The organism is Shewanella sp. FJAT-52076 (genome assembly GCF_019457455.1).
GTDB classification, from domain to species: domain Bacteria; phylum Pseudomonadota; class Gammaproteobacteria; order Enterobacterales; family Shewanellaceae; genus Shewanella; species Shewanella zhangzhouensis.
Window position 1 is genome coordinate 3,783,355 of record NZ_CP080415.1, and the last position, 16,656, is coordinate 3,800,010.

Genomic DNA, 16,656 nt, shown 5'->3' on the forward strand with positions numbered 1-16,656 from the left:
TTTGATTAGCAAAAAGTGATCCTGTTTCATGCCGTTACTCGTAGCTAATAACGCCAATCACCAGCTAAGAGGAAACAACATGAAAAGGATCACTGGCATCATCTTACCGCTAATGGCAACTACATTCATCTTCGGCTGTTCAGACGACGATGACAAACACACAACCGAGCCTGAAACACCGGCGGCCATGGCCGCTGTGCGGGTTATTCACGGCAGCGCCGACGCCCCTCTGGTCAACATCAAAGCCAATGGCGCGCTGTTTGCCGGGCTCGAAAAGGTCGACTACCTGCAGGGCAGTGGCTTTATCGATGTAGCAGAAGGCAGTTACGATCTGGCTGTGGATGCCGTCTTGCCCGATGGCACCTCGGCGGAAGTCTTGTCACTTAATGATGCAACACTGGCGGGCGATACCCAGTACACGGTGCTGGCCCACGGCACAGTGGCAGAGGACAACAACAGCGACAACGACCTGGGACTGCTGGTAATTGCCAATCCCAAGCAGGCCATCAGCAGTGGCAATATCCGCTTGCAGGTGGTCCATGCCGCCCCCAACGCCCCCACAGTGGATGTGCACCTTACTGCGCCCGGTGCTGAGCTTGGCGCCAGCGCCGCGACCCTGGGTTACGGTGAGTACACCCAACCCATTGAAGTCGCCGCAGGCAGCTATCAGGTGAGGCTGGTACTGCCCCAGGGCAGCGAAGGGGCGGGCACGGTGGCCTATGACCTTGACCTGCCACAGCTCGATGCCGGTCAGGACTGGTTTATTGCCGCCCTGCCAAACACAGGTGTCGCCACCTCTCCTGTGGTGCTGCTTGCCAACAACGGCACAGATACCCTGGTGTTCAATGACAAGCGCACCGAGGCCAGCGTCCGGGTTGCCCACAGCGCGGCCGATATCCCCCAGGTGGATATTCTGGCCGATGGCACCAAGGTGGATGCCCTCAGTGGTGCCGCCTTTGGTCAGGCCAGTGACTATCTGAACATTGAACCCGGTGAGTATCAGGTTGATACCGTACTGACCAGCGACAACAGCGTGGTGGGCATCAGTGAGACGCTTACCTTAAGCGCCAACCAGATGGTCACCGTGGCCGCCATTGGCACCCTGGCCACCGAGTCGCCCGATGTGCCCCTGGAGTACCTGCCATTGGATGACAGCCGCCGCCGGGTTGCCACCGAAGCGCAGCTGCGCCTCACCCACGCCCATCCTGCGGTGGGCAATGTGGACATTTATGTCACCGCCGACGGCGTGATAGACAACGCCACCCCAGCCTTCACCGATGTGGCCTACAAAGCGACTACCGGTTGGGTCAGTGTGGCCCCCGGTGACTACGTGGTCAGCGTCACGGCCGCAGACACCAAAACCGTGGCGATTGAAACCCCAACCCTGAGCCTGGCCGCCCTTGGCAAATACTCGGCCCTGGCCGTGGATAACCCAGGCGCCATGCCAGCCAACCTGCTGCTGATGGACGACTTCGTCAGCGCCAACTAACCCACCTGCTGTGACGACAAGGTGACCATCACGGTGACGATAAGGTGCCACAAGCGGCCTTATCGTCACCCTTGATGCCAGCCAGACGCTTGTGGGGTAGAATAGGGCTTTTCCAATTCAGCCACAGGATTATCCATGCCCTGGATCCAATTGCGCCTGCATTCAAGCAGCGATCACGCCGATGCCATCAGCGATCTGCTGATGGAGGAAGGCTCTGTCTCCATCACCTTTGAAGATGGTAAAGACCAACCCATTTTCGAACCCAAGCTGGGCGAAACCCCGCTGTGGAACGATACCGTGGTGGTGGCCCTGTTCGATGCCGACTTCGATTTGGCCCCGGTGGTGGAACTGCTCAAGGCGCAGCCCTTCCTCGGCAGCGAGCTCAAATACAAGATTGAACAAATCGAAGACAAAGACTGGGTACGCGAATGGATGGACAGCTACCACCCCATTCAGTTCGGCAAGCGGCTGTGGATTTGCCCCAGCTGGCGTGAAGTGCCAGACCCAGAGGCGGTAAACGTGATCCTGGATCCGGGCCTGGCCTTTGGCACAGGCACCCACCCCACCACGGCCCTGTGCCTTGAGTGGCTCGACAGCCTGGATTTGGCCGGAAAAGAGATTATCGACTTTGGCTGTGGCTCAGGCATCCTCGCCGTGGCCGCCCTTAAGCTGGGCGCAGCCAAAGCCACCGGTATCGACATCGACTATCAGGCCATCGACGCCTCCCGCGACAACGCCCAGCGTAATCAGGTTGAAGACCGTCTGGCCCTGTACCTGCCCGAAGATCAACCCGCCGGTCTCAAGGCCGAGGTGCTGGTCGCCAACATTCTGGCCGGCCCACTGCGCGAACTGGCGCCGCTTATTCAGGATCTTGTTCAGCCAGGCGGCAAATTGGCCCTCTCGGGTTTGCTCAAAGAGCAGGCCGAAGAAATCCGTGAATGTTACGCCCAGTGGTTTGACATGGACGAACCTGCCCACAAAGACGACTGGAGCCGCTTGACAGGGGTACGCAAATCGCTGTAAAAGGCGCGCCAACCCGCATTGGGGCGGGAAACCTCGCCCCGTAAATGTCAAGCAAAAAAGTTGTGCTCAGGTCATTTATTGACCTTTTTTTCCCTCACAAAAAGACGTACTATAGCGCCCCTTTGACGCACAAGGTGAAACGCAACAATGCAAATTGGACCCTATCAACTGACCAATCAGCTGATCGTGGCACCAATGGCAGGTGTCACCGATCAAGCGTTCAGAAATCTCTGTCTGCGCTATGGTGCTGCCATGGCCGTGTCAGAGATGTTGTCTGCCAATCCCGAACTTTGGGATACAGACAAAAGCCGTCAGCGCATGGCACATTCGGGAGAGGAAGGCATACGCTCAGTGCAGATTGCCGGAGCCGACCCCGAACAGATGGCCTGGGCCGCCCGCTTCAACGTGGAGCAAGGCGCACAGATCATCGACATCAACATGGGCTGCCCGGCAAAAAAAGTGAATAAAAAGCAGGCCGGTTCGGCACTGATGCAATACCCCGACCTGGTGGAGCAAATCCTCAGGGCCGTGGTAGGCGCAGTCGAGGTGCCGGTCACGCTGAAGATTCGCACGGGGTGGGAACCGGAACACAGGAATGGTGTTCAAATCGCCCGGATAGCAGAAGATTGTGGCATTGCCTCGTTGGCCGTTCACGGCCGAACCCGGCAGTGCATGTACAAAGGCGATGCCGAGTACGACACCATCCGCGCCATCAAACAGAGTGTCTCGATTCCTGTTGTCGCCAATGGGGACATCGTCAGTCCGGAGAAGGCACGTTACGTGCTCGACTACACCGGTGCCGATGCCCTGATGATAGGACGGGGTGCCCAGGGACGGCCTTGGATTTTCAGAGAGATCCAGCATTTTCTCGATACCGGGGAGCAACTGGCACCGGTGGGAGATGAAGAAAAGCGTCGCGTGATGCTCGAACATCTCTCCAAACTGTATGACCTGTATGGCGAATTCAAGGGAATCCGTTTCGCCAGAAAGCATATAGGCTGGTACCTGGATCAAGAGCAGCAGCGTGATTTCCGTTCCCAGTTTAATGCGCTGGAAACCGCTGCCGAGCAACGTTCCGCTGTGGAACGTTATTTCGACGAATTAATACAGTATCAATAAAGAGCAGAATACGAATGTTTGATCAGACAACTCACACTGAAGCTCATCCGCTTACCGTAGGCAAAATCGAAACCGCAAACGGCACCATCAAGCCGCAACTGCTGCGTGATGCCGTTAAGCGCGCTGTTAGCAACTTCTTCGCCCAGCTGGATGGCCAGGAAGCCCAGGAAGTCTACGAAATGGTGCTTTGCGAAGTTGAAGCCCCTCTGCTTGATATCATCATGCAACACACCCGCGGTAACCAAACCCGCGCAGCCAACATGCTGGGTATCAACCGTGGCACCCTGCGCAAGAAGCTGAAAAAGTACGGCATGAACTAATCCTTCGGGATTAACATACTGTTGAAGAGGGCCCGGTACTCGTACCGGGCCTTTTTCTTTTGTCGCTGCGATTACCACTGAAATAGCAGCTATAGAAGCCATTTAAACCAGGTAAACCAATAAAACAGGGGCGTTCGCCCCTGTTTTTGTTTGCATCGCCCTGATGGTATCGCTTGGCCCGGGCTCAGTTATTGGTGGCGCCCTGGTCTATCCACAGCTTGATGGTATCTATTTGCTCCTGGCTTAAGGGTTTACCCTCCCCCTGGGCCATTTTGTCTGAGTGGTGGGGCGGCATCTGTATTTTCGGGTCCACATTGTGGGAAATCACCAGATACAGGGTACTGGATGCGGCGCTGCCGGGTACGATAACCGGCCCCATCTTGGTGCCTGCCATCATGCTACTGTGGCTGCTCAGGATTAAGCCCGCATTCTGTGCCCCTTCACCCGCCACATGGCAGCCGAAACAGGAGCCCTGCAGTATGGGCAACACATCATTTTGATAACTGACCTGACGACTGCAGCCGCTCACGACCATGCCCGTAGCCAGCAGCAGTATCAGCGCAATATTTTTCAGTAACATAACGCCTCCTTAGTCAAGGACTTCAGTAGCAAGCGTGGGCACGCACGAGTCAGGCGCAAGCGCGCCAGTACCTCGAAAAATCACCCCATGCCGTAGCATTAAGTGTAGTTGGAAAGCATCTTTAACCACACTTTTTTCATGGATAAATCTGGGGTTCCGAGGAAGTCTTCAGGCTTGCAAGGCTGCGAGCCAAGAGGCTTTGGTATTCTCAACCAAGTCGTGTTGGGCTGTGCTGTACCCTGCCATCAGCAAGGCGATATCGGCCAGAGTCAACGCCCTAATCACTAAGCAACGATTGCCTCTGCGCTGTGGCCATTAACTGTTCTGTTATCGAAATGACAGGGTTGGCTGTGGGGATGAAGCCGCAGCCGGTGTTTGATACCGGCCACGGGTGGAGAGCGCTCAGCGGGGTAGACGGTACAGCGCCGCGACGTTGCGGGCGGTCTGCTCAAGGTTGGTGCGGGCAGTGGCCAGCGCTTCGGGCAGCGTCATGGCGCGGTTAACCACGGCAAATACTGCATCAAGGCCATGGGCGTGTACCACGCCGCAGTCGTCGGTAAGGCAGCCTGCAATGCCTATCACAGGCTTGCCAAACTGCTTGGCGCAGCGGGCCACGCCGATGGGGGTTTTACCATGAATGGTCTGGCTGTCGATACGGCCCTCGCCGGTGATAACCAAATCGGCATCGGCCACGGCATCGGCGAGTTTCAGCGCTTCAATCACAATCTGGATGCCGGGCTTAAGCTCGGCGCCAAGCAAACCCACCAGCGCCGCCCCCATGCCACCGGCAGCGCCCGCGCCGGGTATGTCTTTTACAGACTTGCCAAGGGTGCTTTCGATACAGTCGGCATAACGCGCCAGGTTGGCATCAAGCTGTGAAACCATTTCAGGAGTCGCGCCCTTTTGCGGGCCAAACACCGCCGAGGCGCCCTTGGGGCCACAGAGTGGGTTATTCACATCGCAGGCCACTTCGATAGTCAGCGCCGCCAAACGTGGGTCGAGGCCGGTTAAATCGATATGGCTAAGCTCTGCCAGACCGCCGCCGCCAAGGGCAATCGGGCGGCCATCGGCCTTTAAAAGCTTGCCGCCAAGGGCGGTTATCATACCCGCGCCGCCGTCATTGGTAGCACTGCCGCCAATGCCCAAAATAAGGTGGGTCACGCCCCGCTCCAGCGCCGCCAAAATCAGCTCGCCGGTGCCAAAGCTTGAGGTCAGCAGCGGGTTGCGCCGCTCGGGCGCCACCAGATGAATGCCCGACGCCGCCGCCATCTCGATAACAGCGCGTTTGCCTTCGCTCGTGGCAGAATCAGAGCCATCATTCGAACAAGAGCCATCACCCGAATAAGAGCCAACACCCGAATAAGAGCCTGCGCCGAGCAGCCCCAAAAAGCCTTCTACTCTATTCCCCAGCGGCGCGGTCACTTCGACTGGCACTATCGCACCGCCGGTGGCATCCACCAGAGACTGCACCGTGCCTTCGCCGCCATCGGCCATCGGCAGTTTTACGTAACTTGCATCGGGCAACACCTGCTTGAAACCGGCCTCTATCATATCGGCCACCTCCATGGCGCTCAGGCTTTCCTTGAATGAATCCGGGGCAATTACAATTTTCATATCAATTCCTTAGGCGAGGCCAAACACACCAAACATCAGGGTGGAAACGGCCGCAATGGTCAGGCCGACAGCGGTTTCGTAAGGCAGCAACTTGAGACGCTCGCCCACGCCCATGTGCACGCTGCCGCCGGTGGCATGGAAGAAGGAGCCGTGGGGCATATGGTCGAATACAGTGGCACCAGCGTGGATCATGGCAGCGCCCGCCAAACCACTTACGCCCAATTCAATCAGGGTCGAGCTGAATACGTTGGAGGCCACCACGGTACCCGCGGTAGTCGAAGCGGTCGCCAGCGACATCAGCGCACCCGAGATAGGCGCCAGCAGGTAAGATGGCAGACCCGAGGCGGTGAGACCACCAATAAGCACATCTTTCAGCCCCGAGTTGGCGATGATGCCTGCGAGGGTACCCGTACCCAGCAGCATAATGGCCACAGGCGCCATGCGGGCCAAACCCGATACCGCATATTGGTTTACTTTGGAGAATTTACCCATCATCAGCGCGCCCACCAAGCCGCCCAGCGGCAGCGCAATCAGCGGGTCAACCACAATCCCGGCCATGGGGCGCAGTGCCAGCAGCAAAATGGCTACCAGGGGCGCACTGATGGCAGCGAAGAAGCGCGGCAGATTGCTCTCGTCCACACTGACCACTTCTTCGGCGGCTACCTTGCTGCCTTTGTTATTCAACCGCTTGGCAATCCAGTAGGCCATTACCAAACCAAAGATACCCGGAATAATACCGGCCGCCATCACCGAGGTCAGCGGCAGGTTAAAGGCATCGGCTGCCGCAATGGCATTGGGGTTGGGTGACATTACGTTACCCGCTTTACCGCCGCCAATCATGGCCAGCAAAATTGCGGCCTTGGAAAGGTCGGCGCGCCGTGCAATAGCAAGCGCAATCGGCGCCACCGTGATAACAGCCACGTCCACAAACACGCCAACGGCGGTGAGGATCATGGTTGCCAGTGCCAGCGCCAGCAGAGCGCGGGTTTCACCGATTTTCTTCACTATGGTTTCGGCAATGGTGGTGGCTGCGCCGGACTCAATCAGCACACCTGCGAGTACACCGGCCGCCAGAATGCGCATGACTGCGGTGGTGATGCCCTGGGCACCGCCAATCATCAGCGCCACCGTTTGGGTTAAATCGGCACCGCCGATAAGGCCACCGGCAAGGGCGCCGACTATCATGCCGTAGGCGGGCGGCACCTTTTTCAGAATCAGAAAGATAGCGATGGATAGCGCAGCTATGGCGCCAAGGGCAGTTACCGAAGTCATGGCAGACACCTTTTATATGTTTGTTTGGTGGCCATTATGATGATTGTCGGCGGGAAAGCTTTGTTCAGTGATACAAATATCAACAGGATTTTAACGGCGATATTTGTTGTATCGAACAAATCAGCTTTCCAGATTGAGACCGAGATAGAGTAAAAATTTGTCATCCAGGTTATTGATATTCAAGCCAGTTATCTGCTCGATACGGCTGATACGATAACGCAGTGTGTTGGGGTGAATAAACAGGGCTTCGGCGCAGCGATTGAGATCACAGTTCAATGCGAAATACTGCCGCAGGGTTTTAACAAGCACCCCCTTGGTGTCGGAACCCGTCAGCAACTTAAGGGGGGCGCGCAGTTCATCGGCCTGCCACGAGTCCGCCAAACTGCCAAGCAGCACCGGCAGCCGATAGTCTTCAAAAAAGTACACCTGCTTACGCGGTGCCTGACGCATGCCCCGGCGCAGGGTGTCGCGGGCGGTTTGATAAGAGCGCGCCAGCCCATCGACACCGGCAAAATAATCGCCCACGGCGATGCGCACCTTAAAGTGCGGTATACGTGCCAAAAGCTGCTTTACCCGCCCCCGCTCCTGCTCCGACTGCCACACCTCATCGACAATTTTGGCGGGTTTAAGTACCACGATTTCATCCAGCCCATGAATCGCCACCAGATTGTCGCGCTCCGGGTTCTCAAGCTGATGCACCAGCTCACGAAGCCTTGCCGGCTGCGCCTCTTCCAGCGCCAGCACAGCCACAACCCGGGGCTGTGCCAAATCCAGCCCCAGAAAACGCGCCGCCTGCTGCAACTGCTCCACATCGCCCTCGCCGCGGATAAGCTGCAGTACCAGCTCCTCCTTGTGGCGCTTATCCCACTGCAGCTGTTCGGTCAGCGCCGCCTGCTCCAAAATCAGCTCGGCGGTCATCCGCACCAGCTCGGCATAAGCGCGCACCTCATCGGGCTCGCCCGAAATACCGATAACCCCAATGCGCTTGCCCTGATACTCAATGGGCAGATTAATGCCAGGGCGCACCCCTTTGAGCTGCTGGGCGGTAGCCTCATTAATCTCCACCACCCGGTTTTCGGCCAGGGCCAGCACTGCCCCTTCGTGGCGTTGATGCAACCGCTCCGGATTACCGGAGGCAATGATAAGGCCGTGCTCGTCCATCACATTGACCGAGAACGACAGGATTTTCATTGCCCGGCTGACAATCTGCGCCGCCAGGACATCATTGAGTTGCATAGGATCTCCGAAACGGAAGCATCTGGGAAACTGAAGCGATAGCGCGTAAATGGCTGGCACAACCCACTGTGCTACCCGCGTTGCCGATGCTATTTAATCTAGCGCCACTTTATCCGATCCTGGAGTGGCCATAAAACCCAATGTCAGTATTCGCTCGTCTCATCTCACTGCGCTGCAAAATAATGTTTGTGACATCGGCCGTATTTGCCGACTTAGGCTAGGGTATTGCGCTTGCCCGTATGTCACTTTTATCGTACGCTGCTGTAACTTTATTTTAAAAAACAATGCTTAATCTATTTCTTGATTGCGGTTTCAGGCTGCAATTTTAAAACTGCATTCATAGGGATGATGTGGGCGCTCGCCATACTGAAGCGGCGAGGGTGACAAGGGAGTGCCGCTGTAAGTCTCCAGTGGTGTCCCCCTGGCTGGTAATCACTGCGTGCTGGGGATATCCGTCTGTCCTGTATTGTTTTTACGTGTCAATTTGCCTTGGTTGGTGCCAAGGGATAGACCCATGCAGTAAACCGGGCAATTTGATGAGGCATTTGCATCTAATTCAATGATTTACACAACATCACCATTATCAGGGAAAAGGAATTATGATTGATAGTTTGCTAGCTGAAAAAGTGCAATTGGGCTTCGATATTGCCACCAGCGTTACCATTATCACCGCATTAGCGACCTGGTGGCTCGAAAGTCGCCGTCGAGCCAAAAACGAGCGTGAAGTGGGTATCAATGAAAGAGCACGGGCATCTTCGCTGGCAAAAGTTCAGTCAATCCTTGAGGAGTTTGAGAATGCGTTCAGTCAAATCGTTCTCAATGGTACCAAGTTTGAGCGGCCGATAGATATTCGTCTGACAGACAAGGGCGATGGAATAAACTTCTCGAAACTTGCATTACACATCGGAAAAAACCGTCCTTTTATTCAAACACAGCTTGAGTCCTTAAGAGCCTTTATTGAAGGCACCGACCACTACTACGAGACCATTCAAAAACGTCGTTACACCCTGCTGCCGGTTCTCGACTCCATAAAAGATGGTCAAAAAATCAGAGAAGATTTTTTCCGTGACATAGAAGAAATCGCCCAAATTCATAATAGATTAGGTTCTGGATGGTCTGCACTTCTCAAGGAATTCGTTGATTTACAAAACATTGTCAATGAAACCCTTCACAATCAAACATTGTCGACCGAAGACAGTATCAAAGCGCTTATTTCCAACAGTGATTTCAAAGACAGGGCGTTTTCAATACTGTTGGATATAGATTATTTTTCTTGGGTTAGCAGCTTTGTTCCAAGTGGCGAAGAAGAAACTTATAAAGATGCCATCAGAAATAATACAGCAGACCAAATCAGGGATACTGTCTTTACCACTTATATCAATTTGGCATCATCAAGCGTCACCAAAGGTGATGAACTCATGGCTCAGATCCTTTATGGCACTTCCTGTGAAGTTCAAGCTGCACGCATTGAATGTAAAGATATTCTGATCAAACTCAGCGCCCTATCCCACAAACTTCTCTCCAACAAAGAAGACAGACCTTTGAAAGAGATAATAACCGACTACGAAGAAGTACTGGGTAAAGATACGTTAATTCGCTGATGCTGTTATAACGACTCAGATTTACCTTGATAGGTTCCTGATTCAACGTAAATCTGGGTCGGATAGTTTTCAGGCTTCACCATCCAACTTGTTATCAAGCAAAGCTGCAAGATATATCAATCATCGATGCACTCACTTGATAGCTTTCAGCAACACGCAAAACCTTTAGCCAGATGTTAGTTTTTACAGGGAACAGGCATGAACGGACTCTTGAAACTCTTATTGGTGGGGGCGCTGGCCTACGGCGGCTACGACCTGTATCAAAAGCACTATGCAGAAAAGGCCAAGCCTGAGGTGGTGTGGCAGCCCTATGTGCTGGACACAGTGAACATCAGCGTGATGTTTCCCAAGGCGCCCACGGTGGAGCGCCGCTCGGTGGAAGGACACACGGTGGAATGGCAAGGCTCAAGGCACGCCGCCGCCGAGTACACCCTGGTTGTGATACAAAACCCGGATGTGACCCTGGGGGACTATTACCCCAGTTCCCTTATCAACATGGGCGCCAGACTCAAAGACAAGCGCTTTATCATGGTGGATGGTTACGATGGCTACGAGTTCAGCCTGGACTTTAACGACAAGCTGGTCACCCAGCGGATGATAAGCTTTCACAACGCCATGGTGACCCAAACCGCCATCTATACCGACCACGAAGCCAATAACGGCGATACTGAGAAGTTTTTGTCCTCCCTGTCACTGTAATCGGCGTGCACAGTGCTGATGTGAGCCGTGCTCAGCGCCCGGCCTCATCTGCCCCTGCATCTGTCACTTTGTCTGCCGCTTCGACAGGTGCTTTGTCAAAGCCGTGCCCACCTTCTGCGGCAAGGCGTTTTGCCAGCTCCTCACGCCGAACAAACACAAAGGTGAGATACATCTTGGTGGGCAGGGAGAGCGCCATACCAATGGCCACACACAGGGCGCTGAGGATTATCCCCCTCACCCCCATAGCTTCGACGGCGTCGTTAAAGTTATGCAGATAAACGCCAAGCAAAATTAACGAGATCCCCAGCAGCATCAGGGTCTTCAGCACTCGGATCAGGGTCTCATCGCGCATCTGTAATTTCCCGCCTCTGTTGCAGCATCTGCCCACAGGTCTGCAAGCATAAGTTAAATCTGATACAGCCCAAGCTAACCTATTGCGGCAAATTTACCCTGATCTGGATCAGTGATGCGCCTGCCCCCGTCAAAAACAAAATACCCGGCACGTGCGCCGGGTATTCTCATCTGCATGGAATCAGTATCAAAGCGTCAACGGTAAGTCATACCAGTCGCCATCGGCAAACTTCACCTGCAGCATCGGCTCTTCACTGCCTTCGTACTGAATGCTGCCCTCCACCAGCTGCTTTCCTGCCCCTTCACCGCCACACTCACCCACGGCAAGGCTGTCGCTGTCGCTGTCTTCAGTGCCAAGGAGTTGAAAGCCGGTAATTTGCCCCTGCTTGTTTTTGCGGGGATCCATGGCAACCGTGGCGCTTACGGCATCTGCCGACTCAGACACAGTGTGATACTTGCGGTTGTTATCAGGACCTGTCCACCATTCACAGAGCCAGGTCACCTTACCCGCACCAATAAATTGAAAACTCAACTGCGTGGCATTTTGCTGCAAGTCGCTGTTGTTCCAATCATAAATAGACTGAATATCCCCCTTGCCCACAAAACCCACACCATGTTCGTCGTAGGTGACCGCGGCCATGGCCGTGGGTAAATTCACCATAGTTAACAGCACGACTCCCAGTGCAACTCTTTTCATCGCCATTCTCCCTGAGTGATAAGTGCGGGCTGCCACGCTCAGTGGGGCAACCTCGCGAGTTAACTATCAGTTACAGAATGAAATACTGTCAACCATGTGCGTCAACTATTTGTCGTACGACACCTTCTTGACAGTATCAAGCAATCTTACCCAATTAGAAAACTGAGACTTAATACCCGGAGTGAGATACGGCACACAGGCCCCTACGACAGACTGGCAGGCAAGACTCTGTCCGGGAGGCCAATCGAGCTCAAATACTTCGATCCACGACTGGCCTGGCTGCTTGGACATAGCAATAACGACTGACGTTTCACACAGTTGCCACCAAAGTGTCATCCCCCTGTCATTCAAAGTGGGTTTCATCTTGTCATTTATGACAAACATTGATGGAAAGGGGAAAACAGGATGACACTCAGATATTCGCTGCTGGCACTGGCGCTGGCTTCACTCTTGGCAGGCTGCTCTACCGATGGCGACGATGGCGCCAAGGGTGAGCCGGGCGCACCGGGAATTTCCGGGCCGGAAGGTCAACCGGGTCAGGACGCGGTGCGTGAGCTCGACATTCAGGTGGTGGGCCGTTTTGCCAGTGGCATCTACGGTAAATCTGCCGCCGAGATAGTGCAGTTTCACAAGGCATCGGCCAAAGTCTTTGCCATCAATGCCGCCAGCAACCATATCGAGGTTATCAGTCTGGCGGGGTTGCCTACCGCCGCCGTGGCAAATCCGGTTTCGGACAACAGTTTAACCTCCACTCCCATGAGCTTCCCGGCGTCGGTCAAGGTGAAAAACGCCGACGACAGCGAAACCGAACTCACCCTTGGGGTGGCCAACTCCCTCGCCATTCAGGGTGATTGGCTGGCACTGGCGGTGGAAAACGCCGTGAAAACCGCCACCGGCGCCGTGCTCTTTTACCAGCTCGACAGCAATGGCTCAGCCACCTTTGTGAAGGCCGTTGCCGCTGGTGCCCTGCCGGACATGCTGACCTTTACCCCCGATGGCACCAGGGTATTGGTCGCCAACGAAGGCGAGCCGGATACCGATTATCTTGCCGATCCCGAAGGCAGCATCAGTGTGATTGCCCTCGGCAATAACCAGCCGGCGGATATGGCGCAGCACATCAACTTTGGCACCGATATGCGCTTTTCCAGCAAGCTTATCAAGGCCACCGATTACGACACCGACGCCAAGCGCATGGCGCTGCTCAAGGCATCCGGCGTGAAATTTGCCGGGCCGGATGGCACCACGGCGGCGCAGGACATAGAGCCCGAGTACATCAGCGTTGCCGCCGACAGTAAGACTGCCTGGGTGTCGCTGCAGGAAAACAACGCCATCGGCATAGTAGATCTCGAGGCCATGACGGTGGAGGTCAAGGCGCTGGGTGTTAAGGACTGGAGCCAATACCGCCTGGACTTTACCAACAAGGATGAGGTTATCCAGCTGCAACACGCCCCCGGGGTGTACGGCATGTATCAACCCGACACCATTGCCACCTACAGCTGGAATGGCGCCACCTTTATTGTCAGCGCCAACGAGGGTGACTCCCGCGATTGGAATGCCTACTCCGAAGATATCCGCGTGGCCGACGTGGTCGACCCCGACGAGTTTAATCTGCAGCTCTCTGCCGAACTGCAAAATCTCTATGATGTCAGCGGTGGTAAAAACGGCCTCGGCAGGCTCAAGGTAACCTCGGCGCTGCTGGATGAAGACCGGGACGGCATAGTCGAGCGCCTGTATGCCTACGGTGGTCGTTCCTTCTCCATCTGGGATGCCCAGCTCAATCAGGTATTTGACTCCGGTGACGACTTTGGCCGCATTGCCGCCGCTGTCCTTGGCAACAATGCCAACAGCTCCCACAGCGAAAACAAGGGTGACGACCGCTCCGACGACAAGGGCGGCGAGCCGGAAGCCATAGACGTGGGCACCATCAATGGCCGCACCTACGCCTTTATCGGCCAGGAACGCTCGGGCGATCTCTTTGTATATGACATCAGTAATCCCTTTCAGGCTGCGTTTGTGGCCCACTACAACAACCGCAACTTTGATGTGAGCTTTGAACTGGATGACGAACTTGCCAACCCCTGCGACAGCAGCGAAGGCATGGACTGTACCGAGGTGCCCAATGCAGGTGATTTAGGCCCCGAGAGCATCAAGTTCATCAGCGCCGACGACAGTCCAAGTGGCCAGCCGCTGTTGGTGGTGGGTAATGAAGTCAGCGGCAGCGTGACCCTGTATCAGGTCAGCGAAAAATAAGCCCAGGGCTTAGCCCTTTGTTCCCAGCCCGGCTGCCCATAAGGCGTCGGGCTTTTTTATGGCCTCTATTTTGCGGCCTTATGCTTCTGGGTGGCCACCCGCCAACATCGGCCTGCTAATTCAGCCTTCACTGTTACTGCGACAATTTGCCACACCTTGGTCACAAAGGTTGCCGCCTATAATGGCCGCGCTTTTAGCCCATGCCAAAACAACAGCAACAGCGAGGCCTACTCAATGCACAATGCTTTGTTTCTTAAAAATAAACTCTTTATCGCTCTGTCCGTCACCCTGGGCGCATTCCCCGCTATTTCCCTGGCGACTCAGGCCCCCTTATCCGATATCGAACACCTCGAGGTCGAAGGCCAAAGGCCCGGAGACCATCAGCAACTCGGCAGCGCCGAGCGTCTCCTTGGTAAGCAGGGGGTGGACTTTTCTGCCGCCGGCGGCATGGCCGCGCTGCCGGTATTGAATGGCATGATGGGCGATCGCATCAAGATCCTGGTAGATGGTGCCGAGGTGTCGGCGGCCTGCGCCAACCAGATGAACCCGCCCCTGTCGTATGTGTCGGCCAGTCAAATCCGCAGTGTCAGCGTGGTGGCGGGCGTGTCACCGGTGAGCCTGGGGGGCGACAATATTGCCGGTGTGATTAAGGTCAGCAGCCTGGTGCCCCGCTTTGGCCAGTCTGAGTCGCTGCAATGGGATCAGGGCTCGCTGTCGGCCGGATGGCGCAGTGTCAGTCACAGCCAAACCTATGGTGCCAGCGCCTCGGCGAGCAGCAAACACCTGAGCTTCGAGTACCGCGGCGCCTTTGAAGATGCCAAAAGCTACCGGGACGGCCATGGCAACAAGGTCACTGATACCCTGTTCCGCGCCCAAAACCACAGCTGGCTCGCGGCCTGGCAGGATGAAGGCCAAACCCTGTCGCTCAAGCTGACCCATCAGTACATCCCCTTCGAAGGCTTTGCCAACCAATACATGGATATGACTGATAACAAGGGCTATGGGGCACAGCTGAATTACGACCGCAGGCTGGCCAACGAGGGCGAGTTCAGTGCCCAGCTCAACTGGCATCTGGTGCAGCACAAGATGGGCTTTTTCACCGATGAGAAGCCGGGCAAGATGCCCATGGAAACCGAAGGCAGCGACTACAGTTATCAACTGGCCTGGCGCCTGCCGGAGAGTGACGGCGATGTTTGGCTCTGGGGCCATGAGTTTTTTAACCAGCGCCTCGACGATACCTGGCCTGCGGTGCCCGGCTCCATGATGATGGGTCCCATGGATTATGTGAACATTCACGATGGTCAACGGCGCCGCGCCGCCCTCTATGGCGAGTGGCAGCATAACCTCAGCCCCCGTTGGTGGTTATCATCCGGCGTACGATTTGAATATGTGACCACCAATACGGGTGAAGTGCAGCCCTACAACCAGATGCCGGTAATGGGCATGCCCAATGCCGATGCCGCGGCGGCATCCGCCTTTAACAGCAGCTACCGCAAGCAGTCGGATGCGCTGCTCGATGCCACAGTGCTGGCCCGTTATCAGGGTGGTGAAAACTGGCAACTGGAGCTGGGGCTGGCCCGGAAAAACCGTGCGCCCAACCTCTACGAGCGCTACAGCTGGGGCCGGGGCGTAATGGCCAGCACCATGGTGGGCTGGTTTGGTGATGGCAATGGCTATGTGGGCGAAATCAATCTGCGCCCCGAAACCGCCCACACCCTGAGCCTGGCCTACAGCTATGCCGGGGAGGATATGCAATTCGGTGCCTCCACCTGGTACAGCGACATTCAGGACTATATCGATGTGGAGGTGATTGGCAGCTTCACCCGTGGCGGCGCCGATGGCAGCCGTAACCTGCTGCAGTTCACCAATCTGGATGCCAGGTTGTATGGTGCCAACCTGAGCGCCGACTACCGGCTGAGTGAAGGCCAGAGCGGCCGCTGGAGCATCGAGGCCGAAGCCACTGCCCTGAGGGGTGAGCGCAAAGACGGCAGTGAGCCCTTGTACCAAATCAAGCCCCTGGAAACCCGCCTGGCGCTGGCCCATCGTCTGGGTGACTGGCAAACAGCACTCGCATGGCAGTGGGTGGCCACCAAGGACGAGGTAGACAGCCGCCGCCTGGAAAATACCACCAACAGCTATTCGCTGCTGAACCTGGAAAGTCGCGTGAGTTGGCAGTCACTGACCTTAACACTGGCGCTGAATAACCTCCTCGACCACTACTATCAGCTACCTTTGGGTGGCGTCAGCGTGGCCGACTACCGCAACAACAAGGACGAAGGATTTGCCCAGTTGGCGGGGGCCGGTCGCTCACTGGAGTTAACTGCAACTTATCGCTTCTAATCCGGCAGCAGGGCATTCAGCCGATACCCTGGTCACAATGCCCGGACCATAGGTTGGTATTCACC

13 protein-coding genes and 1 pseudogene are annotated in these 16,656 nt (G+C 55.7%); 8 read left to right on the forward strand and 6 right to left on the reverse strand.

The features are described from left to right. Positions 1 to 79 precede the first annotated feature (79 nt). From K0H79_RS16765 to fis, 4 genes are all read left to right on the forward strand, one after another. Complete coding sequence (locus K0H79_RS16765; protein WP_220076562.1) at positions 80 to 1,489, forward strand: DUF4397 domain-containing protein; 1,410 nt, start codon at positions 80 to 82, stop codon at positions 1,487 to 1,489. A gap of 135 nt (positions 1,490 to 1,624) precedes the next feature. Beyond that, positions 1,625 to 2,512: a 50S ribosomal protein L11 methyltransferase gene (prmA, locus tag K0H79_RS16770; protein ID WP_220076563.1), complete on the forward strand. Its 888-nt coding sequence runs from the start codon at positions 1,625 to 1,627 to the stop codon at positions 2,510 to 2,512. A 147-nt stretch (positions 2,513 to 2,659) separates the two neighbouring features. After that, the gene (gene dusB / locus K0H79_RS16775; RefSeq protein WP_220065798.1) at positions 2,660 to 3,631 is read left to right on the forward strand and encodes a tRNA dihydrouridine synthase DusB; all 972 of its coding nucleotides are present in this window, start codon (positions 2,660 to 2,662) and stop codon (positions 3,629 to 3,631) included. Between the two features lie 14 nt (positions 3,632 to 3,645). Beyond that, the gene (fis, locus tag K0H79_RS16780) at positions 3,646 to 3,951 is read left to right on the forward strand and encodes a DNA-binding transcriptional regulator Fis (RefSeq protein ID WP_011761333.1); all 306 of its coding nucleotides are present in this window, start codon (positions 3,646 to 3,648) and stop codon (positions 3,949 to 3,951) included. A gap of 184 nt (positions 3,952 to 4,135) precedes the next feature. Here fis and K0H79_RS16785 read toward each other — a convergent pair whose 3' ends face one another. The 4 genes from K0H79_RS16785 to K0H79_RS16800 form a co-directional block, all read right to left on the reverse strand. Next, entirely contained in the window at positions 4,136 to 4,531 is a 396-nt protein-coding gene (locus tag K0H79_RS16785; protein ID WP_220076564.1) for a c-type cytochrome domain-containing protein, read from the reverse strand. A 402-nt stretch (positions 4,532 to 4,933) separates the two neighbouring features. Further along, positions 4,934 to 6,145, reverse strand: a complete 1,212-nt coding sequence (locus tag K0H79_RS16790) for a glycerate kinase (RefSeq protein ID WP_220076565.1) — start codon at positions 6,143 to 6,145, stop codon at positions 4,934 to 4,936. 9 nt (positions 6,146 to 6,154) lie between these two features. Beyond that, positions 6,155 to 7,417, reverse strand: a complete 1,263-nt coding sequence (locus tag K0H79_RS16795) for a GntP family permease (protein WP_220065804.1) — start codon at positions 7,415 to 7,417, stop codon at positions 6,155 to 6,157. Between the two features lie 120 nt (positions 7,418 to 7,537). Continuing rightward, complete coding sequence (locus K0H79_RS16800) at positions 7,538 to 8,653, reverse strand: sugar diacid recognition domain-containing protein (RefSeq protein ID WP_220076566.1); 1,116 nt, start codon at positions 8,651 to 8,653, stop codon at positions 7,538 to 7,540. Positions 8,654 to 9,252: 599 nt separating this feature from the next. Between K0H79_RS16800 and K0H79_RS16805 the strand changes: the two genes are divergently transcribed. Beyond that, positions 9,253 to 10,254, forward strand: coding sequence for a hypothetical protein (locus K0H79_RS16805; protein ID WP_220065806.1), 1,002 nt, complete (start codon positions 9,253 to 9,255; stop codon positions 10,252 to 10,254). Positions 10,255 to 10,452: 198 nt separating this feature from the next. Continuing rightward, complete coding sequence (locus K0H79_RS16810; protein ID WP_220076567.1) at positions 10,453 to 10,953, forward strand: hypothetical protein; 501 nt, start codon at positions 10,453 to 10,455, stop codon at positions 10,951 to 10,953. Between the two features lie 139 nt (positions 10,954 to 11,092). Here K0H79_RS16810 and K0H79_RS16815 read toward each other — a convergent pair. Beyond that, positions 11,093 to 11,305, reverse strand: a pseudogene (locus tag K0H79_RS16815) (hypothetical protein); the annotation flags it as partial. A 186-nt stretch (positions 11,306 to 11,491) separates the two neighbouring features. Then, positions 11,492 to 12,001: a hypothetical protein gene (locus tag K0H79_RS16820; protein WP_220076568.1), complete on the reverse strand. Its 510-nt coding sequence runs from the start codon at positions 11,999 to 12,001 to the stop codon at positions 11,492 to 11,494. A 405-nt stretch (positions 12,002 to 12,406) separates the two neighbouring features. Between K0H79_RS16820 and K0H79_RS16825 the strand changes: the two genes are divergently transcribed. Next, a complete protein-coding gene (locus tag K0H79_RS16825; protein ID WP_220076569.1) occupies positions 12,407 to 14,251 on the forward strand; it encodes a choice-of-anchor I family protein in 1,845 nt (614 codons plus the stop codon). Positions 14,252 to 14,485: 234 nt separating this feature from the next. Continuing rightward, a complete protein-coding gene (locus K0H79_RS16830; RefSeq protein ID WP_220076570.1) occupies positions 14,486 to 16,591 on the forward strand; it encodes a TonB-dependent siderophore receptor in 2,106 nt (701 codons plus the stop codon). The last annotated feature ends 65 nt before the right edge of the window (positions 16,592 to 16,656 follow it).

What these genes read in the sequence shown, in the direction of transcription:
- K0H79_RS16795 (WP_220065804.1), bottom strand. Translation starts at nt 7,417, where the DNA reads ATGACTTCGGTAACTGCCCTTGGCGCCATAGCTGCGCTATCCATCGCT.
- K0H79_RS16810 (WP_220076567.1), top strand. Translation starts at nt 10,453, where the DNA reads ATGAACGGACTCTTGAAACTCTTATTGGTGGGGGCGCTGGCCTACGGC.
- K0H79_RS16785 (WP_220076564.1), bottom strand. Translation starts at nt 4,531, where the DNA reads ATGTTACTGAAAAATATTGCGCTGATACTGCTGCTGGCTACGGGCATG.
- K0H79_RS16790 (WP_220076565.1), bottom strand. Translation starts at nt 6,145, where the DNA reads ATGAAAATTGTAATTGCCCCGGATTCATTCAAGGAAAGCCTGAGCGCC.
- K0H79_RS16805 (WP_220065806.1), top strand. Translation starts at nt 9,253, where the DNA reads ATGATTGATAGTTTGCTAGCTGAAAAAGTGCAATTGGGCTTCGATATT.
- dusB (WP_220065798.1), top strand. Translation starts at nt 2,660, where the DNA reads ATGCAAATTGGACCCTATCAACTGACCAATCAGCTGATCGTGGCACCA.
- K0H79_RS16765 (WP_220076562.1), top strand. Translation starts at nt 80, where the DNA reads ATGAAAAGGATCACTGGCATCATCTTACCGCTAATGGCAACTACATTC.
- K0H79_RS16830 (WP_220076570.1), top strand. Translation starts at nt 14,486, where the DNA reads ATGCACAATGCTTTGTTTCTTAAAAATAAACTCTTTATCGCTCTGTCC.
- prmA (WP_220076563.1), top strand. Translation starts at nt 1,625, where the DNA reads ATGCCCTGGATCCAATTGCGCCTGCATTCAAGCAGCGATCACGCCGAT.
- K0H79_RS16800 (WP_220076566.1), bottom strand. Translation starts at nt 8,653, where the DNA reads ATGCAACTCAATGATGTCCTGGCGGCGCAGATTGTCAGCCGGGCAATG.
- fis (WP_011761333.1), top strand. Translation starts at nt 3,646, where the DNA reads ATGTTTGATCAGACAACTCACACTGAAGCTCATCCGCTTACCGTAGGC.
- K0H79_RS16820 (WP_220076568.1), bottom strand. Translation starts at nt 12,001, where the DNA reads ATGAAAAGAGTTGCACTGGGAGTCGTGCTGTTAACTATGGTGAATTTA.
- K0H79_RS16825 (WP_220076569.1), top strand. Translation starts at nt 12,407, where the DNA reads ATGACACTCAGATATTCGCTGCTGGCACTGGCGCTGGCTTCACTCTTG.